Genomic DNA, 26,274 nt, shown 5'->3' with positions numbered 1-26,274 from the left:
AAAAGTATATTGAAACAGTATAATATTACGGGAATGAGCTGCGCCGCCTGCAGCGCACGTGTGGAAAAGGCTGTCTCGGCGGTCAAGGGCGTGACTTCCTGCTCGGTGAGCCTGCTCACAAATTCAATGGGCGTGGAGGGAACGGCTTCACCCGAGGAAATAATATCTGCAGTGGAAGCGGCAGGCTACGGAGCCTCCCCAAAGGGCGCCGAAAAGAGCCGCAAAAGCGCAGACGAAGCGGCGGCGGAGCTTGAAAACAGGGACTATCCCCTGCTGAAAAAAAGGCTTATATGGTCTGTAGGATTTCTTCTCCTGCTGATGTATGTCTCAATGGGTCATATGATGTGGGGCTGGGAACTTCCCGCTTTTCTTGAGGGAAATCACGTTGCAATGGGACTTGTCCAGCTCCTGCTCACCGTTATAATAATGGTAATAAACCAGAAATTTTTCATAAGCGGCTTTAAAGCTCTTGCAAATAAAGCTCCAAATATGGACTCCCTTGTGGCGATAGGTTCATCTGCGGCATTCATATACAGCGTTTATGCCCTTTTCGCAATGACCGATGCACAGGTAAAGGGCGACAGCGAAGGAGTTATGAGCCTGATGCACGAGTTCTACTTTGAATCCGCAGCGATGATACTTACGCTCATAACCGTGGGAAAAATGCTTGAAGCCCGCTCCAAGGGCAAGACTACCGACGCTCTGAAAAGTCTCATAAAGCTTGCTCCCAAAACCGCCACGATAATAAGGAACGGAGCGGAGGAGACCATTCCCGCAGACGAGGTCAATAAGGGAGATATATTCGTTGTCCGCCCGGGAGAGAGCATTCCTGCGGACGGAAAAGTCATTGAGGGCGAAAGCGCCGTAAACGAATCAGCTCTAACAGGCGAAAGTATTCCCGTGGACAAAACGGCGGGTGACAGAGTTTCCGCCGCAACCATAAATCAGTCGGGATTTTTAAAGTGCGAAGCGGTCAATGTTGGCGAGGATACCGCCCTTTCTCACATCATACAAATGGTAAGCGACGCAGCGGCAACCAAAGCACCCATCGCCAAAACCGCCGACAAGGTTTCGGGAGTGTTCGTCCCTGCGGTAATAGCTATAGCCGCCGTTACAACGGTCGTATGGCTGCTTGCGGGACAGACCGCAGGGTTTGCACTTGCAAGAGGCATCTCGGTGCTTGTGATAAGCTGTCCCTGTGCATTGGGACTTGCCACTCCCGTAGCGGTAATGGTGGGAAACGGAGTGGGAGCTAAAAACGGCATACTGTTTAAAACAGCTGCTTCACTTGAAGCAGCAGGCGAGGTGGAGATAGTCGCTCTCGACAAAACAGGGACAATCACCGAGGGTGCGCCAAAGGTCACAGACATTATCCCTGCAAATGATATTTCCCCCGAAGCGCTTCTGCAAGCCGCATATTCCGCAGAGAAAAAAAGCGAGCACCCCCTTGCCAAAGCCATCGTCCTCGCCGCCGAGGAACAGAACATCACGCCTTTTGAGGTCACAGATTTCAGGGCATATGCAGGCAGCGGTCTTTCGGCACATTGCGGAGGCAGGGAAATATACGGGGGCAATCTGAAATTCATAAGCACTCACGCAGACATTTCCGAGGAAATACAGGCAAAGGCACAGTCTCTCTCGGAAGAGGGCAAAACTCCCCTTTTCTTCTCGGAAAACGGCAGACTTATGGGAATGATAGCCGTTGCGGACGTTATTAAGGAGGACAGCCCCCGAGCGGTCTCGGAGCTTCGCAGAATGGGTATCAGAACGGTAATGCTCACAGGTGATAATAAGCGTACCGCCAAAGCCGTAGGAAGGCTTGCGGGAGTGGACGAGGTCATTGCAGAAGTACTGCCCGAGGGCAAGGAAAGCGTTATCCGAAAGCTGTCCGCAGAGGGCAGAACGGCAATGGTGGGCGACGGCATAAACGACGCCCCTGCCCTCACCCGGGCAGATGTGGGAATTGCAATCGGCGCAGGGACTGACGTGGCAATTGATGCGGCAGACGTGGTACTGATGAAAAGCAGGCTCACAGATGTCCCTGCAGCAATACGTCTCAGCCGTGCCTCTCTCAGAAATATAAAGCAAAACCTTTTCTGGGCATTTATCTATAACGCCATAGGCATACCCCTTGCGGCAGGAGTGTGGATACCGCTGTTTAAATTGCAGCTGAACCCGATGTTCGCCGCAGCGGCGATGAGCCTGTCCAGCTTCTGCGTTGTAACAAACGCTCTCAGACTGAATTTTATCGACATTCACAATGCCGATAAGGATAAAAAAATTAAACCCAAACACAAAAAGGAGAAAAAAGTTATGACAAAGACACTCAAGATCGAAGGTATGATGTGCGGTCACTGCGAAGCGGCGGTGAAGAAAGCTCTTGAAGCGGTAAACGGCGTTGTTTCCGCCGAAGTGAGCCACGAAAAGGGAACGGCAGTCGTTACCCTTTCCGCTCCCGCAGACGATGCAGTCCTCAGAAAAGCCGTTGAGGACAAGGATTATACAGTCCTCGGAATTGAATGACCGACCTTCACAATCCGCCTCCTGCCGTTTAGGACAGGGGGCGGAGTGTGTTTCGGAATTTTTTGTTAGTAAACATTACTCGGATCTAAACTCGGATCTAAATTCTGAAAATATCCTCGTATTCAACGGAAAGAATTTCCTTTATAAGAATTATTTCATCGGGATAAAGATGCCTCTGTCCCACCTCGATTTTAGCTACTGCGCTTCTGGTAATATCACAGCCCCGTATCTGTAAGCGTGAAGCAAGCTGATCCTGTGTTATCTGACGCTGTTCTCTCAGCAGTCTAATGTTATTTCCCACCTTTGATTCTATTGCTTTGTTTATTGAACTCACCGCTTTCAAAAAAATTAAAAAAAGATATTGACATTATTATAAAATTGTTTTATAATATATTTGCACCTATATAGGTGCAAATATAAATTGAAAGGAAAGAATAAAATGACAATTGTTTTTGTATCAAGATGCCAGTTATGCGGAAAAATGGGCGGTAAGATTTCAACACCAAGTGGAAAAGCTCCAACAAGTACTCCCCACGTACTTGGAAAATGTCCTGCAAGTCCTACAGGAAACCACGCTCCCAGATGGGAACAAGAGTAAGCAGTTTGCTTAATCATATCAAAACAACCGCTGTAGCAAAAAGTTACAGCGGTATATTTATGCCTTGACATTCCCACCATTTGGAATTATAATAAAAATATAAATCATCACCGAAAGGAATAGGTTTGAAAATCAAAGATTTTCAAACCTCAGAGTTTTGTTTTTCGGACTGCTGTCCGAAATTTTCTGACGAAAAGCACAAAACTCTCAAGAAAGGAAGGATAATAAAAATGAACGTACTTATAATAAACGGTCCTAACCTCAATCTCTTAGGCGAAAGAGAGCCCGGGACCTACGGCAGCGACAGCTACAAGAGCATCTGCGCCGAAATTATCGAAAAGGCAGCAGAGCTGGGCTTTGAAAGCTGCGAGTGCTTCCAGTCAAACCACGAGGGAGAGATAATCGACCGTATCCACGCCGCAAGACTTGATTTCTCGGGAATTGTGCTGAATGCAGGCGCATATACACACTACAGCTACGCCATCAGAGACGCCATTGCGGCAGTAAAGATACCCGTTATTGAGGTGCATATGTCCAATATCCACAAGCGTGAGGAATTCCGCCACACCTCCGTCATCTCCCCCGTCTGCGCAGGACAGATCGCAGGCTTTGGCAAGGAAAGCTATATTTTGGGACTTTACGCTCTTAAATCAATTCTGGAGAATAACGTATGAACAGAATAGAAACTCTCCGCAGGCAGCTCCCCGAAAATGCCTGCGCTCTTATCACTTCCGACGTGAACAGGCGGTATTTCACGGGAATGAAATCCTCGGCGGGAACACTTATCGTTTTTAAAAATTCCGCATATCTTATAATTGACTCAAGATACATCGAAAAGGCACAAGATACTGTCACCGACTGCGATGTTATAAAGCAGGAAAGGCTCTACGCTCAGCTTTCAGACCTTATCACAGAAAATCACGCTGAAAAGGTCTGGGTGGAAAGCGACACAATGACCTTATCCGAATTTGAGCGCCTCCGTGAAAATATTACGGGAACGGTCACATTCAATAATTCCTCAGATCTCAGCCGCATCATCGGTGAAATGCGAATGATAAAATCCGACAGCGAGATAGCTCTTATGGAAAAGGCTCAGCGCATTGCGGAAAAGGCATTGGAAAACGCCCTGAACTTCATAAAAGAAGGCATTACCGAACGTGAGATAGCACTTTGTCTGGACGAATATATGCTCCGAAACGGCGCAGAGACTCTCTCCTTTGAGACCATTGCCCTCTGCGGGACCACAACCTCAATGCCCCACGGCGTCCCCACGGACAGACCGCTAAAAAAGGGGGAATTTATCCTTATGGACTTCGGCGCAGTCGTGGACGGATATCACAGCGATATGACCAGAACTGTAGCCCTCGGCGATATTTCCGAGGAAATGGAAAAGGCGTATTCGGTAGTCCTCGAAGCCCAGAACAGAGCCATAAATGCCGCCGTCTGCGGAATAACGGGAAAGCGTCTCGACTGCGTTGCAAGGGACTTTATCGCAGCAAACGGCTACGGGGATTATTTCGGTCACGGACTTGGTCACAGCGTGGGAATGGAGATACACGAGTCCCCCTGTGCAAATACCCGTGACGAAACAGTGCTTCGGGAAAATATGGTCATAACCATTGAACCGGGCGTTTATCTGCCGAAAAAATTCGGCATACGCATAGAGGATTTTGTAGTAATAAAACAAAATTCTTGTTATAATTTGACAAATGCTCCTAAAAATCTGATAAAATTATAAAAAGGTATTGCATTATTTCAGAAAATGTGGTATGATATAAATTAAATAATGATTATTTCGTATCAGGGAGCTTTTCGCTCTCAATTTCTAAAATTTTTGGAGGTTAAATATGATTTCAGCAGGCGATTTCAGAAACGGAATGACATTCGAGGAGGACGGCAACGTTCTTCAGATCGTTGAATTCCAGCACGTTAAGCCCGGTAAAGGCGCTGCTTTCGTAAGAACCAAGATCAAGAACGTTATCACCGGTTCTGTAGTTGAAAAGAGCTACAACCCTTCCGCAAAATTCCCCACCGCTTACGTTGAAAGAAAGGATATGGAGTATACCTACAGCGACGGCGATCTTTACCACTTTATGGATCCCGAGACCTACGAGGATCTCCCCGTAAGCGCAAACGAACTGGGCGACAGCTTCAAGTTCGTTAAGGAAAATATGGTATGTAAGGTTTGCTCTTACAAGGGCAAGGTTTTCGCTGTAGAGCCCCCCAACTTTGTTGAGCTTCAGGTAACTCAGACCGACCCCGGCTTTGCAGGAAATACTGCTACCAACGCTACCAAGCCTGCAACTCTTGAAACAGGTGCAGAGATCAAGGTTCCCCTCTTCATCAACGAGGGCGATATGATCAGGATCGACACACGTACAGGCGAGTATATGGAAAGAGCGTAAGCTTCTGCCATAGAAAATGTTTATTTAAGGAGGCTGTAACCTATGACACTTACTGAAAAAACTGCTTATCTCAAAGGACTTATGGAAGGTCTTAACACAGACGACAAGGTTATTGCCGCTATTGCTGATATCCTCAGCGACATGGCTGCCGAGATCGCAGATCTGAAGAATGACGTTGATGAACTTTCCGAAGTCGTTGACGTTATCGACGAGGATCTGGGAGAGGTCGAGAAGGATCTCTATGAGATCGACGAAGACGATGACGAGTGCTGCGATGACGATGATGACGAGGATTACGATGAGATCTACGATGATGAGGACGATGACGAGGAGCTTTTCGATGATGAAGAGCTTTACGAAGTAACCTGTCCCACCTGCGGAGATACTATCTGCCTCAATGCCGCTATGATCGAGGACGGCTCCATCAACTGTCCCAACTGCAACGAGCTTCTCGAATTTGACCTTGATGATATTGAGGAAGACGACGAGGACGAAAGCTCCGAGGAATAAGGCAAACCTACAACCGAATAAACTGCAATTTGTTTCAGGGCGAGGTGAAATTCCTCACCGGTGGTAAAGTCCACGAGCCGAGCTTATTTAAAAGCTTAGCATGATTCGGTGAAATTCCGAAACCGACGGTATAGTCCGGATGAAAGAAACACAGCGTTTAACTGCGTATGACCTGCTGCCCGTGAAGCATTATGCTTTGCGGGCAGTTTTATTTTCACAAACAGATTGCTTTTTATTATATTTTTATTTTAATGGAGGAATCTGTATGAAAAACGAACTCTTCAAACCCAACACCGAAACATCAAAGGTAAGACAGCTCACCGTAACGGCAATGATGGGAGCATTGGCAGCCGTGCTGATGTTCTTTAACTTTCCCGTACCTATGTTTATGCCGTCATTTATCCAGTTTGATCTGTCAGAGCTGCCTGCTCTTATCGCATCCTTTGCAATCGGACCACTATCGGGAGCAGGCGTATGCCTTCTCAAAAATCTGCTGAATATTTTATGTCAAGGCTCGGGAACAGGCGGCGTAGGCGAGCTTTCCAATTTCATTCTCGGCTGTGCATTTGTAGTCCCTGCAGGACTTATTTACAAGTCAAAGAAAACCAAGACCCGTGCAATTATCGGAGCAACTGTTGGTGCCGCAGCTATGGCTGTTTTCAGTATTTTCTCAAACTACTTTTTCATCTACCCAATCTACACGAAATTTATGCCGATGGAAGCGATCATCAACGCATATCAGAAGTTAAATCCCAATGTAGAAACTCTCCTTGACGCACTGATCTGGTTCAATCTTCCTTTCACATTCATAAAGGGTATGTGCAGCACAGTTATAACCGTTGCAATTTACAAATACATCTCCCCTATCCTCAAGCACGGCAGAGCGCAGAAAGCTGTCAATAGCTGATAATTCCGGCTCTATCAATGTAAAAATAATCAAAAATACAGCTGCGGAAACCATTTTTTTAGTATAATTAGTAAATTATATCAAACAATATTTGACAAATCCAAAATTTAATGTTATACTGATAATAACATTAAATATGGAGGTTTACTGTTATGGCAAAAGATAAAAAGACTCAGTCCAAGCCCGCAGTTTCCGCAGAAACTGCAAAGCCTGCCGAGACCAATAAAGCTGTTGAAAATGTTAAACCCGTTGAAGAAGTAAAGGCTGCGCCTGTCGTTGAAAAGCCTGCTGTTGAAAAGAAGGTAGAAAAGCCTGCTGCTGAAAAGAAGGCTGAAAAACCTGTTGTCGAGAAGAAGGTAGAAAAGCCTGCTGCTGAGAAGAAGGCTGAGAAGCCCGTTGCTGAGAAGAAGGCTGAAAAGCCTGCTTCCAAAAAGGCTGAACCTGTTAAGCAGGATATTTTCCTTATTCAGGGTTCAGGCGAATATACCGTTGCCAAGGTAACAGAGCTTTGCAAGGCTGATTTTAAAAATAAATACGGTCGCAAGCAGATAAAGAGCATTGACATTTATGTTAAGGCTGAAAACGGCGAGCTCAGAGCATATTATGTTGTTAACGGAAATCCCGAGGGCAGCATTGTTCTGTGATTTAAAGCAAAATATAAAAGCATATCCGTCCTGTCAGGCAGGGCGGATATTTTTTATTATACAGGCTCTTATATTTTGCATAGAAAGGTGTAATTTCAGATATTCAGATTGGCAGCGGCATTAAGGAGTATCTATAGCACGGCAAAAATTTCTGCCGTGCGCTTTACATTTTCCGCCGTATATGTTATGATTAAAGAAAAAAGGCGGGTGAAAATATGAAAGACTTTGAAATAATAAAAGATCTGATAGGCAATAGCTTAACGGAAGCCGACCTTGCTTTTGTTGACTGTTATGTCCGTCCACAGCTTGGGATTTTCATTCCCACCGCAGGCGAATGCGGATATGCAGCAAAGCCGGGTCATTCCCACCCGTCCTATATGATAGTTATCTCCTTTGAACCTGCAGCGAACAGGCATTACCCTGCGGAAATTGCCTCTCCCCATATTCCTCACGATGACAAAGCCGGACTGAACTACTACTGCCTGCTGATAGAAAAAAGCTATTTTGAAAAGCGGTATCTGATGTACGCCGAAAGTGTCCCCACATTTAACGAGCAGTCCTTTGAGATCTGCAGCGATATTTTAAAAGCGCTGAACACCTTTGTATTCGAGTACAGCAAATCTATGCCCAACTCGGACATTACTCTCGATGCACAGGCTGAGATAATCACACATTGGATAATACGCAGCATTATGGGCGAGACCTTTGATATGCGAGCCGTCTCTTCCGATTATTCCGTTGCAAGGGCACAGCACTATATGGAGCAGCATTACTCCGAAAATATAACCGTTTCAAAGCTTGCGGCTTTAGGGTATGTTTCAAGCTCCTGCTTAAACAGGAAATTCAAAAAGGAAACAGGCATCACGCCCATAGAATATCTTATAGAGATTCGTCTTGAACGTGCAAAAACTATGCTCAAGCGAAAAAACATCTCCGTTACAGAAATTGCAATGAAATGCGGCTTCGGCAGCAGCGCACATTTCTCCTCCTGCTTTCAGAACAGAGTGGGAATTTCCCCCACCGAATATCGTGACAAATACATCGGTTAACGGTATTTTGAAAAAATCGGGCAGTATTATAAAAGCGAAGCTTGTCAGTTTGAGTTATAATTATCATAAAAAAATGAAAGGATATGATATTATGACCCCACAGGAAATATTCAGGCTGATAAACGAAAATCCTGCCTTCTATCTTGCCACCGCCGATGGAGACCAGCCCAGAGTACGTGGAATGCTGCTTTACAGAGCAGATGAAAACGGATTTATTTTTCACACCGCCTCCACAAAGGACGTTTATACTCAGATAATGAAAAATCCCAAAGCGGAAATGTGCTTCTCCTGCAAAGGCGTTCAGATACGTGTAACAGGAGTGCTTGATCAGGTACACGATGAAAAGTTAAAGGCTGAAATATTCGCTCACCCCTCAAGAAAGTTCCTGCAGGCGTGGGCAGAAAACGGCATTACAGACCTTTTGCAGATATTCGTAATGAAAAACTGCACCGCCGTTACCTGGACGATGGAAACGAATTTTGCTCCCAAAGAGTCTGTGAAGCTTTGCTGAACTTTTTTACGGAAGTGATATAAATGCTTACACACATCGGCACTCAGACCATAGAGACCGACAGGCTTATACTTCGCAGATTTGAATATTCCGACAGCGAAGCAATGCTCAGAAACTGGATAGCAGACGAAAAGATACAGTCAATGTACTCCGAGCCTGTTTACACAACAAAAGAAGAAGTAAATGAGCTGCTGAAAAAATATATCGTCTCATATGAAAACAAGGACTATTACCGCTGGGCAGTTACTTTGAAAAGCTCGGAAGAATGTATCGGTCAGATTGCCTATTTTCTTGTGGACAGCAAAAATCATTTTGCGGAGATAGAATACTGCATAGGTTCCGAATTTCAGCGAAAAGGATATGCAACGGAAGCCGCAAAGGCTGTTATCTCCTACGGCTTTGACAGAATAAATCTGCACAAGGTACAGATATGCACCAAGACTATCAACAGCGCCTCAAAGCGTGTTATTGAAAAATGCGGCTTTACATATGAAGGAACACTTCGGGATTATTTTTATATGAACGGAGAATATGTGGGAAGGCTCTATTTTTCAATGCTGCGGCAGGAGTTTGAATGTTCTGAGTAGATCTCCGCACCGTTCTGCACGGAAAGCAGAGCGGTGCGGAGATTTTTTCAATACCTTCTACACAGATGTGATCTGATACTAAGAACCAATTAAAAACTGTACAAAAAATCGAGCATAATCTTGCGTATATGGATTATGCGAAGATTTTTTGTCTACAGTTTTATTGGTTATTAGTATAAAAGCTGCGGCAAAATATTTTTGTTAAAATATTACATTGACATAATATGGATTTTGTGGTATAACATAATAAAGTCAAAACAGGAGTGTGTTTAAATTGAACGGTGAAGCAGTAAAGGAAGACCCTGTATCAAAAAGACTCAAGCGGTACTTGCTCAATCTTTTAGATATTCGTGGAGATATGATGAGCTATGAAGAGATCGACGTGATGATGCAGGAGAATACGGTAATTCACGGCTCGAATATGTGGATACTGATGCTTGCGATACTAATCGCTTCCATCGGACTAAACGTAAATTCCACAGCGGTCATAATCGGAGCAATGCTCATCTCACCGCTTATGAGCGGCATTATGACAATGGGCTATTCCCTTGCGGTACGTGACCTTACTCTGTTAAAGCACGCCTTTACACGCTTCGGAACGCAGGTGGTCATAAGCCTAATGACCTCAACGGTTTATTTTATCATCACTCCCCTTAGCGAACCCACTTCCGAAATGATAGCGAGAACGAGCCCCACACTCTGGGACGTGCTAATAGCCCTGTTCGGCGGAATTGCAGGAATGATAGGCAATACAAGGCAGAAAAAGGGCAACGTTATCCCGGGCGTTGCCATCGCCACAGCCCTTATGCCTCCGCTTTGCACCGCAGGCTACGGCATTGCCTCATTACAGCCGAAATTCATATTCGGAGCATTTTACCTTTTCCTTATCAATACCCTTTTTATCACCCTGTCCACCGCCTTTGTGACCCTTGCTCTGAGAGTTCCCTATCACAAAAATATCAGCGAGGCAAAGCAGAAAAAAATAAACCGTGTCATTACTGCGATCACGGTCATTGCAATTATTCCCAGTATTTTCATCGGCGGTCTCACAGTATACAATTCATTCATCGAGCATAATATTTCAAGCTATCTGAATAATGAATTCCGCTTTCCCGAAACTCAGGTGGTGCAGAGCAGTACGGATATGCAGGACAAGGTAATTTCAGTTTCCTTGGTAGGCGCACACATTTCCGACGAAGCAATATCCATTCTTGAAAACGAGCTTGAGAACTACAGTCTGAACGGATACAGGCTGCATATCACACAGAATTATATCCCCGACAACGCAGATTCGGAGAACACCGACAAGATCACCATTGCCGTGCAGGAAAACAAGCTTGCCGAAATGCAGACCGAGCTTGATAACAGGCAGACAAGGATAAACGAGCTTGAACAGACCGCCGCCGAATACGAAGCCCGACAGGAAAGAGAGATCAACTGTCCGAAGCTTGCCGAAAAGACAGAAGCCATATTCACAAAGCTTGAAGACTGCAGCTGTGGCATAATGTGGGATAAGAACGAAAAATACATACTTCTCGCTGCCCGTGCAAAGGAGCATATCACAGAAGAAGAGACCGAAATCATCACTAACTGGCTCAGGACCGAGACGGATATGCCAAACGTTTCCCTTTACATCAGCGAAGAAATAACGGAAGAAGCCGAAAAAACAGCAGAAGAAGAATAAGAAAGATATTACCTATACGAAAAAAGCGGCATTTTAAGCCGCTTTTTTTCATATTGATCCCCGATCCCGCCCTGCCGCCGTTCAGTACGAGGTAGTAAAAATAAACGAATTAGTTATTCCGCAAAATAATATGTATCGTGAAACAATGCATTTGTAACAATGCTGAGCAAAGCTTTTGTATTACGCCATACTCCGCAGCGTCTTCAAGATGATACAGCTCTTGTCTGCTGCCGACTTGTACTGCACCCGACGGCACTCAAAAAATTCACAGAAGCTCTGTAGTCCAGTTAAGCTCCTGAATTTTAACGTTTAATAGCCTCAGCTCCTCAGAAAGCTTGTCCGACTGAGTTCTCAGCTCCGCTACGTTTACGGTGCTGAGAATTTTTATTTCCTTGTTGGAATAGCGTTCGATCTTTGACGAAGCTTCCGCAAGAAACTTTCTGATAATTCCCGATTTCAGCGTAAGAGCGTCCTTTTTGGCAATCATCTCCGTAAGAGTAACTCCGTCGGAAACAGTCTTGCTGTTGGTGAGATTTATCCTGCCCATAAGCTCCTCCAGCTCTGCTGTCAGCCTGTCAAGCTCGGCTAAAAGCTCCTCGGGTGCTTCCGCAGGAGTATCGCCCTCCTGCACCTTTGCATTTGCCCTCAGACGCTCTCCAAGCTGTGATATGCGCTTGTTAATGTCTGCACGAAGATTGAGCGCTTCTGCAAGTCTCATTTTTATCAGCCGCCTTTCTTAAACTGCTCCACATCGGGAACGGTAAATTTCTCGGTGGGGATCTTCTTTCCACGAAGCTTACGCCGCTCCTTCTGAGCCTTAATGACCTTCTGACGTGAAAATTCTTCTCTTTCCTTTTCCTCAAGGCTGTTCTCAATGAATTTAACGGTGGACTCGTATTTCGGAATAACGATATTTTTCAGCGCATTTGCACGGGTCTGGGTTTTCTTAATGGCATTTGCAAGGCGGAAAACGCTGTTGTCCACTTCCGCCAGCATTGCAGTCATCTGCTTTACACGATTAAAGCAGATGTACGCCATATCCACGTTGCCGTCGGTATTTTCAAAGCCGTAGGTAAGCTGATTTGCGGAAACATCAAGGCTCACCTTTGGCAGCTCGCAGCCCATTACGCTGCGGTAGGTAACGCTTACGCTCTGCTCGATAGGCATACCCTCGGCAACTCTGCTTATAAGTCCCATAGTGATATTTGCACGCTGGAGAGCCGCATAAGCATCCTTGTAAGTGTCGGTGATGGAGCCTCGGAGAGCCTTTGCAGCGTCGACCATCATCATAAGCTCTCTGATAAGAACATTTCTCTTGCGGTCAAGCAGCTCGTAGCCCACCTTTGCAAGCGTAAGGGATTTTTTTACATTTAGAAGATTTCCTTTGGTGGGAAAAACCTGATCTGCCAACTGACCTCACTCCTTTAATCCGTAAACTGAGCCGCCTTGTCGGGGTCATACTTCTGATCAAGCAGCTTTTCGTCCACTCTGTCAAGCGCAGACCTGGGCAGCGTTGAAAGCAGCGCCCAGCCAAGATCAAGTGTCTCATCAATGGAGCGGTTCTCGTCAAAGCCCTGATTTATAAAATGCTTCTCGAAAAGCCGTCCGAAACGAAGATACGACTTGTCAAGTGGAGAAAGCTCGTCCTCACCGATAACCGAAGCAAGGGATCTTGCGTCCTGCACCTTGGCATACGCCGCAAAAAGCTGATTTGCACAGTCCGAGTGATCCGCTCTTGTAAAGCCCTCGCCGATACCGTCCTTCATCAGACGGGACAGGCTGGGAAGTACAGCCACAGGGGGATAAATGCCGTTCTGGTCAAGGCTTCTGTCGAGAACTATCTGTCCCTCGGTGATGTATCCCGTAAGGTCGGGAATTGGGTGGGTGATATCGTCATTTGGCATCGTAAGGATAGGTATCTGCGTTACAGAACCCTCGGAGCCTTCAACAATGCCCGCTCTCTCGTAAAGAGAAGCCAGGTCGGAATAAAGATATCCCGGGAAACCCTTTCTTGCAGGAATTTCTCCCTTTGAGGAGGAGAACTCACGAAGTGCCTCGGCATAGCTTGTCATATCCGTAAGGATAACGAGAATGTGCATATTCTTCTCAAAAGCAAGATACTCTGCGGCAGTGAGAGCGCACTTAGGAGTAAGGATTCTCTCGATAATGGGGTCATTGGAAAGATTAAGAAACATTACGACCTTCTGTAAAACGCCGCTTTCCTCAAAGCTCTTGCGGAAATAGTCGGCAATATCGTTCTTAACACCCATTGCGGCAAATACCACAGCGAAATCCTGTCCGCTCTCCTCGGCGATCTTTGCCTGACGGACTATCTGAACAGCAAGCTTGTTGTGGGAAAGACCCGAGCCAGAGAAAATAGGCAGCTTCTGACCTCTGATAAGGGTAGTAAGAGCGTCAATGGAGGAAATGCCCGTATTGATGTAGTTTCTCGGATAGGAACGTGCAACAGGATTAAGGGGCTTGCCGTTGATGTCCGCATATTTTTCGGCGTATATCTCCCCAAGCCCGTCAATGGGACGTCCCGCACCATTGAAAACTCTGCCGAGAAGCTCTTCCGAAAGGGGCATTTCCATAGGCTTGCCCGTAAATCTTGTACGTGTGTTCTTGAGAGAAAGTCCCTTTGTGCCCTCAAAAACCTGTAAAATAGCACGGCTTCCGTCTATCTGCACAACTCTGCCCGTTCTGACAGAACCGTCGTCCAGACGAATTTCCGCAACCTCGTCATAGGAAACGCCCGTCACGTTGTCAAGAGCGATAAGAGGACCGTTTATCTCCTTTAGTCCGATATACTGAACAGCCATTATCTTCCCTCCTCGGTGCAGGCTTTAACGACCTTTTTCACAGTCTGCTCTATCTCAACCTCAAGCCTGCGGAAAAGCTCGGGCTTGTCGTTGGGAATATCGTATTTCATTTTGATGACCTTTTCAAAAATTCCCGTTGAAATAATGCGGTTAATAGGAACGCTTTTCTCAACAGCACTTCTGCACTCGTCATAAAGCTTCAGAATAGCCTTCATCATCTTGAACTGCTTGTCAAGAGGCACATAGGTATCGTCCTTGTGATACGCATTCTGCTGCAAAAATCCTACACGGATAACTCTCGCCGTCTCGATAACAAGCTTCTGATCGTCGGGAAGAACGTCCGCACCGATAAGCTTAACTATCTCCATCAGCTTGTTTTCCTCAATGAGCAAAGAGGAAATTCTCTGACGATAGGGCAGAAAATCCTTGTCAACGTTCTTGTAATAATACTCACTCAGATCATCGGTATATTCGGAATAGCTGTTGTTCCAGTTAATGGCAGGATAATGACGTGCATAAGCAAGCGCCTTGTCAAGCGCCCAGAAGCAGCGCACAAAACGCTTTGTATTCTGAGTAACAGGCTCGGAGAAGTCCGAACCCTGAGGAGATACCGCACCGATAATGGAAACGCTGCCCTCGGTGCCGTTTAAATTCTCCACATAACCCGCACGCTCGTAGAACTCGGAAAGCCTTGAGGGCAGATATGCGGGGAAGCCCTCCTCCGCAGGCATTTCTTCCAGTCGTCCGCTTATCTCACGAAGAGCCTCCGCCCATCTTGAGGTAGAGTCCGCCATAATAGCGATGTGGTAGCCCATATCACGGTAATACTCCGCAATGGTGATACCCGTGTAAATGGACGCCTCACGAGCCGCAACGGGCATATTTGAGGTGTTTGCGATAAGCACAGTTCTGTCGGTAAGAGGACGGTTTGTCTTGGGGTCGATAAGTCCCGAAAACTCCTCAAGGACTTGGGTCATTTCGTTTCCACGCTCGCCGCAGCCGATGTATACGATGATATCAGCATCGCACCACTTTGCAAGCTGGTGCTGAGTCATAGTCTTGCCCGTTCCAAATCCTCCAGGGACCGCAGCCGTACCGCCCTTTGCAATGGGAAGAATGGTATCAATAACACGCTGACCCGTAATAAGCGGACGGTCAACAGGCAGTCTCATGTCAAAGGGACGGGACTGCTTTATAGGCCATTTCTGGCACATAGTAAGCTCGTGCTCGGTTCCGTCGGGCGATTTTATGCGGCAGATAACATCATTTATGGTGTATTCCCCGTTTTCTGCGGCAAATACCACCTCGCCGCTCATATTCGGGGGTATCATACAGCGGTGCTCGATAAGGGGAGTTTCGGGACATACAGCAAAAATTGCTCCCCCCTGTACTTCATCGCCCACCGATACCTTTAAGGTAACGTCCCATTTTTTCTCTGTATCAAGGCTCTCGATATTGGAACCGGGTGAAATATATGCACCGGAAAGCTCCTCTATCTTCTTGAGAGGGCGCTCGATACCGTCAAATATATTTGAGATGATCCCGGGGCCAAGAACAGCAGAAACAGGCGCACCCGTACCGATAACAGGCTCACCGGGCTTCATTCCCGTAGTGACCTCGTAGACCTGAATGGTGGTCTCCTCGGCATTTACGCCAATGACCTCGCCCATAAGGTGGTCTGCACCCACATAGACCATTTCCATCATAGCAAAATCGGAGGTGTCACGAACCTTGACAACAGGGCCGTTTACAGAAAATACGGTATTCACGGTCAATCACCCTCCTGTGCCGACATAAGATTACCCGAGGCAAAAAGGCTCTGCTGCTCTTTCAGAGCACAGTCGAAAGTCCGGTCGGTAACAGTACCCTTAGCGCTTCTGAGAATAAGCAGTCCGCCGTATTTTATGGAATCATCGGCAGCAACTGTCACCTTGTCCCTTGCGGCAGCAGCAATAGCATCGGACAGACCCATATCCTCCGGAGAAAGATATACTCTTGCGCCATCAAGGTCGCTTTCCCCCGCAATAGCGTCGCAGAGCTTTTCCTCATATTCGGGAGTTTTTCTGTATTCCGCAAGCTTGCTGTGGACCTTGTCAAAAAGCTCTGCAGTAAGCTTTTCACGGCAGAGCAGAATTTCCTTTTTCATCTCAAGCTCAGCCTTAGAGACCATACGGACGCACTTGCCCGAGGTCATTTTTATATTATCGCTGAGGCAGCGGTTTCCTGCTTCCTCGGCGGACTCCTTAGCCGCAGAAAGAATACTGTTCTTTTCCTGCTCCGCTTCGGAGAGAATTTCATTTACCTGCTTATCCGCAGCGGAGCTTACCGCTGTGATAAATCGGTCAAGCTTATCCTTTTCCAAAGTATCATTCCTTTCGGGTATTAAAGCTTGATTTTGGAATTAAAGTTTAATTCCGGAATTATAATTTAATTCCGGTATTATAATTTAATACCAATTGCCTCCTGAACATATCGTGAAATAGAGGCAGTAACGTCCACCGTTGCGTGTCTGTCGGGAATTTCCGAAATAAGCGGCGAGGGACGGGTGAGCTTCAGCTCGTTCACCTTGTCCTCAATGAGGTCAATGAGCTTTTCTGTCATAAGTATAACGGCAATATCCTTGTTGTCCATAGCTTCAAGAAGTGCCTTTTCGGTCTCCTCCGCCTTGTGGACAACAACTCCCTCGATACCTGCGAGTCTCATTCCCGTAACGGTATCCACATTGTCGCTGAGAAGAAAGAATTTCATTTTATTATCCTCTGGTATCAGACAGCCTGAATTATAAGGAATGCGATAAGGAAGCCGTAGAGCGCAACGCCCTCGCCGAGAGCAACGAAGATCATCGCCTTACCGAAGCAGGAAGGCTCTTCGGCAACAGCACCGATAGCAGCAGGAGCAGCATTTGCAACAGCGATGCCGCAGCCGATGGAGCCGAGTCCAACGGCAAGAGCCGCCGAAAGATAGCCCATACCTGCGCTGCTGATAACGCCTGCGGTTTCCTCGATCACCTCAGCGGAAACCAGATTTCCCACAGGAAGGATAACAGCCAGGAGCATAATTCCGAAGAAAGTGCAGAGATTTCCGATGATAGCGTTCTTGCACTTTGTGCCGTCGGTAAAGTGCTTTATTCTGGAAATAACGGGAAGCGAGAGAAGAACAACAACAGCCAGGGGAAGTAAGAAAATATACATATCGGTATCCTCCAAATTTAATTATTCAATGATTTCATCATAGTTTACGCTGACAGGCTTGAACGCCTTTCCGCCGCCTGTGTAGTAGCGTGAGAACATCTCGTAAAATTCAAGTCTCAGTACCTGAATACCCACAAGAAGTCCCTCAAGAGCGATAACAAAGAGATTTCCGAGTATCATAACAATGGGTGAGAAATTACCCGACATCTCCGCCAGAGCCAGAACCACAGACATCATACCTGCGTGAGAAAGAACAAATCCGCCCACTCTCACGAAGGAAAGTGTGTTAGTGGCATAGCCAAGGAGAAACTCAAAGCACTCGAAAAAGTTAGCCGCAATAAAGTCTCCGAGACTTTCGTGAATATGAAAGCCCTTACCCTTTACCAGATCACCCAGCGGCTCTCTCAGGAACATTATGATAAGGGGCAGAACGATAAGGCATAAAACATAAGCCGTGCCGCCCACATTCAGTCCAAGCATACCTCCGAGAAGCAGCATAAGGAGCGAGCAGTAGAAAACCAGTCCCGCAAGACCGTTGTTTGAAAACAGCGCCCTTGTGTAGTTTTTCTCTTTCAGACCCATTACCATATTAACGATAACGGAAATTATGATAATGAAAATTCCTATGCCGATAGCCGAATACAAAACATTGTTTATGCTGTGTATCGCCTTGAAGGGCAGAAAGCTTATGCCAAGGCTCTCATACATCGGGTCAAGCAATTCTTCATACCCGAAAACGCTGCCGTAAAGCGTTCCGAATATCATACTTGAAACTCCAAGCCTCTCCATTATCCTGCCCAGGGTCATTTTTTTCCATTTCCAGAGAAGAAGTCCCAGCAGGCTTATAACAAGTCCCTGTCCCAGATCTCCGAACATTATTCCGAAAAGCAGGGTGTAGGTTATGGCAACGAAATTTGTGGGGTTAATGTCATTGTAAGCAGGCAGACCGTACAGGTCAACGAACATCGAGAAAGGCTCTGCAAACTTGTTATTTCTGAGCTTGACGGGAGTTTCTATCTCGCCGTTTTCCGTACAGGGCTTCATCACAAGAGAAACGGACTTCAGCTCCTCGAAATACTTTTTGAACCGCTCAGCGTCACGCTCGGGAACAAATCCAACGATGTAGAACTTGTCCCTTATCATCATAACCTTTTCACGAAGCTCAAAGGTATCGTGCATAGTTTTCAGCTTTGTGAAATACTTGTTAAGCGCCTCACGCTTCTGCTCAATAAAGTCCGAAAGCGCCTTTTTCTTCTTTTCTACCTCCGCCTTATCGTCCTCAATGTTTTTCTCGAGGGACTTAGCAGCGTCCTCCGCACTTCCGTGAACGAAATCGGGAAGCCGTATGCGGTCAAAATACAGAGACTCTAAAATGCCGTCTATCTCCTCCGCCTCGGACAAAGGCGCAAAGCAGAAACCGTAAACATATTCCTTGTCCCTGCCGTAAGCCAGGAAGTAGAAATTCTTGTCCTCGTAGTATGAAAGCTTCTCGTAGCTGTCTGTGGGCAGCCGTCCGAACCGCACCTTGATGTGCTTGCAGGCGAATATCTGCTCAATATCAACGCTCAGCGACCCCACTCCCTCGCCGCCGCTCAGATGCAGCACCTGCTCGAGAGCCATAGTGTGTGCATTCAGATTATCCGAAGCTCTTTTGACATCGGCTTTAAGCTTCTGCACACGGTTTCTTATTGACCTGATATCCTCCCTGACCTTTTCTGCGTCGCTGTCGTGGATATCCGAACAATCCGCCTTACATAGCTTGATACCCGTCAGCGTACCTATCTCCGCAAGCATTTTCAAAGGAGCCGTATAAGGATTTTCCCTTTTGGCATTTGTCTTTGCGCCGCTTACGTGTACCGCCGCCGCATTTTCCATATGGAAGCAGCCGCAGGAACTGATGATATCAAGAACAGCGTCAAGGTCTGTGTCGATACCCGCAATATCAGCGAACATCATTTTTTCTATTGATGACATTTACAGACGCACCGTCCTTTCTGTCTTTTAAAACCGAAACTTACGTAATGATAAGCTCGGATATTTCCTTTGTTGGGAGAGAATACCTTATCCCCTCGATGATCCTGATAATATTCTTTACCTCTATCTCAGCAAGCTGATTAAAGGTGTAAAAGCACTCGGGAGCAGATGTAGAACGTGAAAAGGCACGCTTTGTCTGCAAAAACCGAAACTGCACAAGTGACATCTCGGGATTTTTCATATCAAATCCCTTTTCGGCTATCTCTCTGCCGTAATAGGTCCTTGAAAACCTGTCAAGGAACTCCTTGTCATCTCTTGCGCTGTAAAGCTCGTCCATTTTCTTCTCGGGGATACGCATATAAATGGGTATCATACGGGACTTTATCTCATCGGCGTCAGCGTTGAAATACCGCTTCATACGGTAGCTGTTGATGATATTTATCATATCTATCTGCGTGCCGATGTAGCTTCTCAGCCGCTTTTCCGTCTCGCCGCCGAACTGTTTTAAGGACTCGGTAATGCGCTTTGAGTAATAAGTCCTGAGCTGCAGCTCAATAGCAGGATAGTCAATATGACCGCCCTCCTCCTCGGGCCTGTGCTCCTTAAGAATAGGGTAATAGGGCGTTTTTTCCGTAAGGCTCAGCAGCTCCCCGTAGCTTTCGACCTTGGCAAGATCCATAAGATTAAAGGAGGTGTACTTGTTCATATAAATGGGGAGCGTGGTGATATGATCGCTTGTACCCGCATTAAGATGGAGTATGCAGATAAGTATCTCGTCTATCTCCGTCTTGACGATGATGTAGTTGTAAAACTCGTCGCCGCCGATTTTCTCAAAGCCTATCATACGGAAATAATTCTCCATAAGGCTTCTGCGCAGGATATTTTCCAGATTTCCTCTGTGGATATTCTCGGTGTCCACACCTTCCAGCGCACGGCTGAAATAGGTGCTTCTCTTCAAATATTCTGCAGCGTCGGAAACGGAGGTACAGCTCAGGAGTGCGGAATAATCCTCCTGTCTCAGCCTTTTGCCGTAAACAGCGTGCATTTTCGCCATAGTGGCGTTAAGATTTCTTCTGCCCGAGGTTTTCTTCTCCTTCACGACTGCCGCCCCTCCCCTCCGCAGCGCATTTTATCACAGGTCATATGGAGATCACCGCTTTGAATATCTCCTCGCACCATTTGTCGGAATTTTTCTCAAAGCTCTGCTTCATAGCCTCAAGCTTTTCATTTTTCTCACGGGTAAGCTCTGAAATACGTGCGTTAGCCTTGTCAAGCTCTGCTTTTTCCATCTTGGCAAGTTCAGCCTTCTTTTCTTCGATGGCTTTTTCCACCATACGCTCTTCCTCAGCCTTTGCCTCCTCAATAATGCGGAGTTTTTCTTTTTCGGCGTCCTCGATACGCTTTGAAGCGCCTCTGTCGATCTCGATTATCGACTTGATAATATCGTCCATATGCCGTCCTCCTGTTCGGATGAAAAATCAGTTTTTAAGGCTGTGAAGCGGTGCAGGTATCTGACCGCCTCTGTTTATGAACTTGGAAGGCGAATAGGTGTTCACCTTCATAACAGGACCCTTTCCGAAAAGTCCGCCCCAGTCGAGAACATCGCCCTCCTTGCAGCCGATAGCAGGGATAACTCTAACAGCGGTGGTCTTGCAGTTTACCATACCGATAGCAGCCTCGTCCGCAATAATACCCGAAATGACCTCAGCAGTAGTATCTCCGGGGATAACTATCATATCAAGACCAACGGAGCATACAGCCGTCATAGCCTCAAGCTTTTCGATAAGCAGAGAGCCGCTTTCAGCCGCAGCTATCATACCTGCGTCCTCGGAAACGGGGATAAACGCACCCGAAAGTCCGCCGATACGTGAGCAGGCCATAACGCCGCCCTTCTTAACTGCGTCGTTGAGCATAGCAAGGCAGGCAGTAGTTCCGGCACAGCCACACTTCTCCAGACCCATCTCCTCAAGGATATAGGCAACGCTGTCGCCCACCGCAGGAGTGGGAGCAAGTGAAAGGTCAACGATACCAAAGGGTACGCCCAGCTTTTCGGAGGCTCTGACGCCCACAAGCTGACCTACTCTTGTAATCTTATAAGCAGTCTTTTTGATGATATCCGCAAGCTCGTTAATATCGGCGTCGGGATATTTTGCCAGAGCCGAACGAACAACTCCGGGACCCGAAACGCCCACATTTATAATGCAGTCAGGCTCGCCCACACCGTGGAATGCGCCTGCCATAAAGGGATTGTCGTCCACCGCATTGCAGAACACCACAAGCTTAGCCGCACCAAAGCACTGATTGTCAACAGTAGCCTCTGCCGACTCTCTGACGATCTGACCCATAAGCTTCACAGCGTCCATATTGATACCCGTCTTTGTAGAGCCGATGTTAACGGAGGAGCAAACACAGGTGGTAGAAGCAAGCGCCTCGGGAATTGTGCGTATAAGTCTCTCATCGCCTGCGGAGAAGCCTTTCTGAACAAGAGCGGAATATCCGCCGATAAGGTTAACTCCGCACGCCTTAGCAGCTTTTTCCATAGTAAGAGCAAACTTCACAGGGCTTGCATTGCAGGCAGCGGAAACAATAGCAATGGGAGTAACGGAAATTCTCTTGTTGATAATGGGGATACCGTATTCCTTTTCGATTTCCTCGCCTGTTTTAACCAGCTTTCCCGCACAGCGGGTTATCTTCTCGTAAACCTTTTCGCAGGCTCTGTCAATATCGCTGTCAATGCAGTCCATAAGGGAAATGCCCATAGTAATGGTTCTGATATCAAGACATTCGTCCTGTATCATTCTGATAGTTTCAAGAATATCGTAAACGTTAAGCATAAGTAAATTCTCCTCGGGTCATATTCTGTGCATAGTGTTGAAAATATCCTCGTGCATAGTGTGAATTTTGAGACCGAGGCTGTCTCCGAGGGCAGTAAGCTTATCCTGCAGAGCAACAAAATCGTTGCTTATGTTGGTGATATCCACCAGCATTATCATAGCGAACATATCCTGAAGAACGCTCTGAGTTACCTCGATAACATTAGCGTTGTTCTCGGCGCAGATAGTGCTTACCTTTGCGAGAATGCCAACGGCGTCCTTTCCGATAACGGTGATTACAGCTTTCATAGTAAAAATCCTCCAAACAAAAAATCATTTATCTTAAATTATAACACATTTCTGTTAAGAAATAAACACTTATTCAAATACATTTCCTATATTACCACTATTTGGACAAAAAATCAAGAGCTTTTTGATGATTTTTTGTACCAAAATACTCAATATTTTTTTATTGACAGTAATTATCATCAATGATACAATTACATTTGTAAAACTAAGAAAGGATATTGCAATATGGATATATACGTTCCCGACTATTACGAAAGCTTCCAATGTATAGGCTCAGCCTGCCGTGACAACTGCTGTATCGGCTGGGAGATAGACATTGACAAGGCAGCTCTCGACAAATATATGACCCTCCCGGGTGCTTTGGGAGACGAGCTGAGAGCGAATATCACCCGCTCAGAGGACGGCTCCGACTGCTTTGCTCTCGGTGAAAACGAACGCTGTCCCTTCCTTAATGAAAACAACCTTTGCAGGCTCATCATCGCAGGGGGCGAGAAAATGCTCTGCGAGATATGCACCCTCCACCCCCGTTTCAGAGAGTGGTTCGGAGACAGATGCGAAATGGGCATAGGTCTATGCTGCGAAGAAGCGGCAAGGATCATTATCGGGAATGATAAGCCATTCGGACTTCACATTCTCCGCTCCGAAGAAGGCGGCGAAGCCCTCTCCCCCGCCGAAAGCCGCCTGCTTGAAATAAGAGCGGAGCTGTTTCGGATAATAAACGAAGCCCAAAGCTATACCGAAATGACAGAAAGCCTCCTCCGTCTCTCCGCACAAGCGGAAAAAGAGCTTACGGGCAATTCCCCGACACGCATATCATTCCCACACGACAAAGATTACGCCGAAAAAGCAGTCTCCCTCATAACCTCTCTCGAACCCATAAACAAAGGCTGGGAACACCTCTGCAAAAAGCTTTCCCCTATAAATATCATACCCGAAAATACGCAGCTTACGGGCTATAAAAATCTCCTGTCCTATTATATTTTCAGATACCTTATGAAATCCGCCTCGGACGGAGAAATATTCTTAAAAACCGCTCTTGGCATATTTTCCGCCGAAGCCGTCTCGCTTATTATGAGCATAACGGGAGAAAGTCTCGGAGACAGCGCCTGTCTCTGGTCAAAGGAAACGGAATACAGCCTTGAAAATCTCGAACTGATATACGATTTTCTATATGAACTCTATTACAATTGACGGGCGGCTTCGGAACCTTATCCGAAGCCGCTTGCCGTTTAAAAATTATTCTTCCTCGTCATCACAGTCATCGTCAGCATTATTGTAGTGGTCTGCGCTGTTGTAGCTGCCAATGACAGTATTCTTTCTGGGGCTGAAAAGGGCACCGATAACAATGCCCAGCAATGTGCAGGCGGCAATTGCCAGCACAAGCTCACGCTTTTTAACGGTGACATTCGCATCAAGTGATTTCAGAAAGCGCTCGAATTTTACTCTGATAACTGTAAGCATAGCAATATCTCCTTATCCGTTTATTCTTTTGAGCTGCCTTACGTCCCGTCCCGCAAAAGGAAGCAGAGTACAGCAGCAGAAAATTCTTGAGATTATCCTCTCATTGTATGTAGAAGCAAGCTCCTCTTTTGATAAATTGGTGCTTATAATCATAGGCTTGCCCGTGTTTATGCGGGTGTTTATTATGTTGTAAAGAGTGGACTCGTAAAAGGGTGTGTGATGCTCCGAGCCAAGATCGTCAAAAATCAGCAGGTCACAGGCACAAACGCTTTCAAGAGTGTCGCTGCCCTCTTCAGCTCTGCCGAAATGCTCCTTTTCAATGCTTCGGAGAATGTTTATGACCGAGCCGTATATCACATTATACCCCTTGCCTATGACCTCCTTTGCAATAGCCATCGACAGATGTGTCTTTCCCACTCCCGTCTTGCCAAGCATCAAAAGGCTGTCCGAGCCTTCGGAAAAAAGACTTGCATATTCGGTGCAGAAGCTTAAATTTTTTGACATAAGGCTGTAGCAGTCGATACCGTCAATAACGATACCCCGATAATAATCAAGGCTGAAATGGGCAAAATCCGCATCGGGAAGATTTGCGGAGCGGTTAAGTTCCTCGGAAGCTATCCTGCTTATGAGCCTCCTCATACAGTCGCACATTCCCCTGTCGGTAAATCCCGTGTCATTACATTTCTTGCAGCGGTAATGCACCTCAAGATAATCCTCGGGATAACCGCCCGCCTTTAAAAGCTCTGCTATCATATGCGCCCCGTCAAGATTATTCTTGCGGAGCCTTTCAAAATTCTCCTTGTAGTTTCCTTTACGCCCGATTATGAGCCGTGAAAGCTCTGTTGCGGTCTGAGCAAGCATACGCCGTATTTCTTCGATCTCGGGGATCTTCGCATAAATTTCCCTCTGACGGTCGGCAGCTTCATTCTCGGCTCTCAGCTTCCGCCTTTCCATCTCGCTGTTGGCTTTCTGACGAATTTCCGAACGGGTCATGAGTTCGCCTCCTCGTTAATTTTTTTCACCGTGGGAGTGCTTTTCAGAGCGTGCTCGAAAAGCAGGTCAAGGTCATATGAGGGAGCGGCGGAGGGCTTTGCCGGGACATCGGCAGACTTTTTGCTGTCCGTCTTTCTTACAGGCTTTGTGCGCTCGTCAAACGCCGCAGCGTCCTCGGCATTGGAAATGCCGTTTTCGTGCCACTTGCGGAGTATCTTATCCATATAATTAAAGGACACCTTGCCAATGCTGTCCACCGTCTTGTCATAAGCCAGCTCAACCATATCAACGGTAACGTCCATATTCGCCCAGTCCCCTATGTACTTCTTTTGCGAAGCCGTAAGCTTGCTCTGGAGCTTGAGTCTCGACTGCACCTTTCCCTCAAAGGAAAATGCCTTCTGTAAAGCAAGTATCTCATTTTCTGCCTGTTCGTGGGTGGTGATGTTCTTCTCGTGCCAGTCAAGGGCAATTTTCTCGATCTTGCCCATATTTCCCCTGCCCACCGAACAGCAGTAGGCAATTAGCATAATAATGATATCCGCAGACATTCCAAGATGGTCGTAAAACCACAGAATTGTCCGCTGGTCGTCAAATGTAAGCACCCTGCCAAGGCTCTGCTCAGCGCTTTTGAACAGGAAATCTATCTCCTCCGAAGCCGCTATCCTCTCCGCAATTTCCGTAGGAAGAAGTGCCTTTCTCGGCTTTATAACAGGCTTTTCTGAAATCGGAGCAGGAGACGTCGCAGGCGGCTCGGCAATAATTCTGACAGGCTCCGGAGCCTTTGCCGGTACGTCAGAAACTTTTTTCTGTTCCGAAGCACCGCCCTCAGCCTTTTTCAGCACTCCAAGCTGCTCCCAGTATGAAAGAGCGTCCTCCACGTCCTCGGTGCTGACGCCGATATCCTCGGGTGTTTCGGGTGCTCTGCGGTATTTCATAAAATATATAAGCACCTTGACCGCCTTACCCGAAGCAAGCTTCAGTCCCTCGGCAGCAGCGTCGGGAACGGCAAAAACTCCCTCGGAGCAGTCCCAGTTGATTTTGTAATCCATTCGTTCTCCCTTTTTTCTGTGTAATACTTTATCCTAATATTATAACATATTAACTTCAAAAAAACTATATTCATTTTGCATAGTTTTCCGACCCATATTTCTGTCATAAAAACGGCGCAGGAAAATATGTAAATCGTTACAGATAAATTTTGTACATTTTTACCGTTTTTTGAGGTATAACAGGTAAATTCTCTGTAAAATAAAATACTGCAAATCCGCTTGAAAAAAATCCGTATAAATGGTA

The 26,274-nt window shown here is 46.5% G+C and carries 29 protein-coding genes and 1 riboswitch; of the genes, 13 read left to right on the top strand and 16 right to left on the bottom strand.

Annotated elements, in window-relative coordinates; translation table 11 throughout:
- The first annotated feature begins 9 nt into the window (after window positions 1–9).
- The gene (locus tag ACR0QN_RS07575; RefSeq protein ID WP_432650596.1) at window positions 10–2,523 is read left to right on the top strand and encodes a heavy metal translocating P-type ATPase; all 2,514 of its coding nucleotides are present in this window, start codon (window positions 10–12) and stop codon (window positions 2,521–2,523) included.
- Between the two features lie 97 nt (window positions 2,524–2,620).
- Here ACR0QN_RS07575 and ACR0QN_RS07570 read toward each other — a convergent pair whose 3' ends face one another.
- Window positions 2,621–2,824 (bottom strand): helix-turn-helix transcriptional regulator, encoded by a 204-nt coding sequence (locus ACR0QN_RS07570; protein ID WP_432650595.1) that lies wholly within the window; start codon window positions 2,822–2,824, stop codon window positions 2,621–2,623.
- Between the two features lie 138 nt (window positions 2,825–2,962).
- On the opposite strand from ACR0QN_RS07570, the gene ACR0QN_RS07565 reads away from it, so the two are divergent.
- The 11 genes from ACR0QN_RS07565 to ACR0QN_RS07515 all read left to right on the top strand — a co-directional run bounded on the left by ACR0QN_RS07565 (window position 2,963) and on the right by ACR0QN_RS07515 (window position 11,418).
- Entirely contained in the window at window positions 2,963–3,121 is a 159-nt protein-coding gene (locus ACR0QN_RS07565) for a hypothetical protein (RefSeq protein ID WP_432650594.1), read from the top strand.
- A gap of 230 nt (window positions 3,122–3,351) precedes the next feature.
- Window positions 3,352–3,795, top strand: a complete 444-nt coding sequence (aroQ, locus tag ACR0QN_RS07560) for a type II 3-dehydroquinate dehydratase (RefSeq protein ID WP_432650593.1) — start codon at window positions 3,352–3,354, stop codon at window positions 3,793–3,795.
- Window positions 3,792–4,859: a M24 family metallopeptidase gene (locus ACR0QN_RS07555; protein WP_432650592.1), complete on the top strand. Its 1,068-nt coding sequence runs from the start codon at window positions 3,792–3,794 to the stop codon at window positions 4,857–4,859. Before aroQ ends, ACR0QN_RS07555 begins: the two co-directional genes overlap by 4 nt.
- 109 nt (window positions 4,860–4,968) lie before the next feature.
- On the top strand, window positions 4,969–5,526 hold the full coding sequence (gene efp, locus ACR0QN_RS07550) for an elongation factor P (protein WP_432650591.1): 558 nt from the start codon (window positions 4,969–4,971) through the stop codon (window positions 5,524–5,526).
- 42 nt (window positions 5,527–5,568) lie between these two features.
- Window positions 5,569–6,036 (top strand): CD1247 N-terminal domain-containing protein, encoded by a 468-nt coding sequence (locus ACR0QN_RS07545; RefSeq protein WP_432650590.1) that lies wholly within the window; start codon window positions 5,569–5,571, stop codon window positions 6,034–6,036.
- A 26-nt stretch (window positions 6,037–6,062) separates the two neighbouring features.
- Window positions 6,063–6,191: riboswitch (FMN riboswitch) on the top strand.
- A gap of 110 nt (window positions 6,192–6,301) precedes the next feature.
- Window positions 6,302–6,943 (top strand): ECF transporter S component, encoded by a 642-nt coding sequence (locus ACR0QN_RS07540; protein ID WP_432650589.1) that lies wholly within the window; start codon window positions 6,302–6,304, stop codon window positions 6,941–6,943.
- A gap of 152 nt (window positions 6,944–7,095) precedes the next feature.
- Window positions 7,096–7,587: a DUF6465 family protein gene (locus tag ACR0QN_RS07535; protein ID WP_432650588.1), complete on the top strand. Its 492-nt coding sequence runs from the start codon at window positions 7,096–7,098 to the stop codon at window positions 7,585–7,587.
- A gap of 215 nt (window positions 7,588–7,802) precedes the next feature.
- Window positions 7,803–8,636 (top strand): helix-turn-helix domain-containing protein, encoded by an 834-nt coding sequence (locus ACR0QN_RS07530; protein WP_432650587.1) that lies wholly within the window; start codon window positions 7,803–7,805, stop codon window positions 8,634–8,636.
- 91 nt (window positions 8,637–8,727) lie between these two features.
- Complete coding sequence (locus ACR0QN_RS07525) at window positions 8,728–9,147, top strand: pyridoxamine 5'-phosphate oxidase family protein (RefSeq protein WP_432650586.1); 420 nt, start codon at window positions 8,728–8,730, stop codon at window positions 9,145–9,147.
- A gap of 23 nt (window positions 9,148–9,170) precedes the next feature.
- Window positions 9,171–9,734: a GNAT family N-acetyltransferase gene (locus ACR0QN_RS07520; protein ID WP_432650585.1), complete on the top strand. Its 564-nt coding sequence runs from the start codon at window positions 9,171–9,173 to the stop codon at window positions 9,732–9,734.
- A gap of 274 nt (window positions 9,735–10,008) precedes the next feature.
- A complete protein-coding gene (locus tag ACR0QN_RS07515) occupies window positions 10,009–11,418 on the top strand; it encodes a DUF389 domain-containing protein (protein WP_432650584.1) in 1,410 nt (469 codons plus the stop codon).
- A 265-nt stretch (window positions 11,419–11,683) separates the two neighbouring features.
- On the opposite strand, the gene ACR0QN_RS07510 is transcribed toward ACR0QN_RS07515, so the two are convergent.
- From ACR0QN_RS07510 to ACR0QN_RS07455, 12 genes are all read right to left on the bottom strand, one after another.
- Complete coding sequence (locus ACR0QN_RS07510; protein WP_432650583.1) at window positions 11,684–12,136, bottom strand: DIP1984 family protein; 453 nt, start codon at window positions 12,134–12,136, stop codon at window positions 11,684–11,686.
- Window positions 12,137–12,141: 5 nt separating this feature from the next.
- Window positions 12,142–12,828, bottom strand: a complete 687-nt coding sequence (locus tag ACR0QN_RS07505; RefSeq protein WP_432650582.1) for a V-type ATP synthase subunit D — start codon at window positions 12,826–12,828, stop codon at window positions 12,142–12,144.
- Between the two features lie 14 nt (window positions 12,829–12,842).
- Window positions 12,843–14,240 carry a V-type ATP synthase subunit B gene (locus ACR0QN_RS07500; protein ID WP_432650581.1) on the bottom strand — a complete coding sequence of 466 codons (1,398 nt, stop codon included), beginning with the start codon at window positions 14,238–14,240 and terminating at the stop codon, window positions 12,843–12,845.
- On the bottom strand, window positions 14,240–16,015 hold the full coding sequence (locus tag ACR0QN_RS07495) for a V-type ATP synthase subunit A (RefSeq protein ID WP_432650580.1): 1,776 nt from the start codon (window positions 16,013–16,015) through the stop codon (window positions 14,240–14,242). Before ACR0QN_RS07495 ends, ACR0QN_RS07500 begins: the two co-directional genes overlap by 1 nt.
- Window positions 16,012–16,602, bottom strand: a complete 591-nt coding sequence (locus ACR0QN_RS07490; protein ID WP_432650579.1) for a V-type ATP synthase subunit E — start codon at window positions 16,600–16,602, stop codon at window positions 16,012–16,014. Before ACR0QN_RS07490 ends, ACR0QN_RS07495 begins: the two co-directional genes overlap by 4 nt.
- Window positions 16,603–16,679: 77 nt before the next feature.
- Window positions 16,680–16,988 (bottom strand): V-type ATP synthase subunit F, encoded by a 309-nt coding sequence (locus ACR0QN_RS07485; RefSeq protein ID WP_432650578.1) that lies wholly within the window; start codon window positions 16,986–16,988, stop codon window positions 16,680–16,682.
- 17 nt (window positions 16,989–17,005) lie between these two features.
- Complete coding sequence (locus ACR0QN_RS07480; RefSeq protein ID WP_432650577.1) at window positions 17,006–17,431, bottom strand: ATP synthase subunit C; 426 nt, start codon at window positions 17,429–17,431, stop codon at window positions 17,006–17,008.
- Between the two features lie 21 nt (window positions 17,432–17,452).
- Complete coding sequence (locus ACR0QN_RS07475; RefSeq protein WP_432650576.1) at window positions 17,453–19,405, bottom strand: V-type ATP synthase subunit I; 1,953 nt, start codon at window positions 19,403–19,405, stop codon at window positions 17,453–17,455.
- 40 nt (window positions 19,406–19,445) lie between these two features.
- Entirely contained in the window at window positions 19,446–20,504 is a 1,059-nt protein-coding gene (locus tag ACR0QN_RS07470) for a V0D/AC39 family V-type ATPase subunit (protein WP_432650575.1), read from the bottom strand.
- Window positions 20,505–20,544: 40 nt separating this feature from the next.
- The gene (locus ACR0QN_RS07465; RefSeq protein ID WP_432650574.1) at window positions 20,545–20,856 is read right to left on the bottom strand and encodes a hypothetical protein; all 312 of its coding nucleotides are present in this window, start codon (window positions 20,854–20,856) and stop codon (window positions 20,545–20,547) included.
- A gap of 27 nt (window positions 20,857–20,883) precedes the next feature.
- Window positions 20,884–22,239, bottom strand: a complete 1,356-nt coding sequence (locus ACR0QN_RS07460; protein WP_432650573.1) for a PFL family protein — start codon at window positions 22,237–22,239, stop codon at window positions 20,884–20,886.
- Between the two features lie 18 nt (window positions 22,240–22,257).
- Window positions 22,258–22,527 (bottom strand): ACT domain-containing protein, encoded by a 270-nt coding sequence (locus ACR0QN_RS07455; protein ID WP_432650572.1) that lies wholly within the window; start codon window positions 22,525–22,527, stop codon window positions 22,258–22,260.
- 225 nt (window positions 22,528–22,752) lie between these two features.
- Here ACR0QN_RS07455 and fliB point away from each other — a divergent pair, with 225 nt between their 5' ends.
- Window positions 22,753–23,718, top strand: coding sequence for a flagellin lysine-N-methylase (gene fliB, locus ACR0QN_RS07450; RefSeq protein ID WP_432650571.1), 966 nt, complete (start codon window positions 22,753–22,755; stop codon window positions 23,716–23,718).
- 45 nt (window positions 23,719–23,763) lie between these two features.
- On the opposite strand, the gene ACR0QN_RS07445 is transcribed toward fliB, so the two are convergent.
- From ACR0QN_RS07445 to ACR0QN_RS07435, 3 genes are read right to left on the bottom strand one after another with little or no spacing between them, the layout of a single operon-like run.
- Window positions 23,764–23,988, bottom strand: a complete 225-nt coding sequence (locus ACR0QN_RS07445) for a hypothetical protein (protein WP_432650570.1) — start codon at window positions 23,986–23,988, stop codon at window positions 23,764–23,766.
- A 12-nt stretch (window positions 23,989–24,000) separates the two neighbouring features.
- Window positions 24,001–24,981 (bottom strand): ATP-binding protein, encoded by a 981-nt coding sequence (locus ACR0QN_RS07440; protein ID WP_432650569.1) that lies wholly within the window; start codon window positions 24,979–24,981, stop codon window positions 24,001–24,003.
- Window positions 24,978–26,030 (bottom strand): DnaD domain protein, encoded by a 1,053-nt coding sequence (locus tag ACR0QN_RS07435; RefSeq protein ID WP_432650568.1) that lies wholly within the window; start codon window positions 26,028–26,030, stop codon window positions 24,978–24,980. The genes ACR0QN_RS07440 and ACR0QN_RS07435 overlap by 4 nt, the downstream gene beginning before the upstream one ends.
- Window positions 26,031–26,274 lie beyond the last annotated feature (244 nt).

The organism is Huintestinicola sp., assembly GCF_050874005.1.
Lineage (GTDB): Bacteria > Bacillota > Clostridia > Oscillospirales > Ruminococcaceae > Huintestinicola.
The sequence above is the reverse complement of the archived record's forward strand: the minus strand, read 5'-3'. Positions and strand labels throughout refer to the sequence as shown.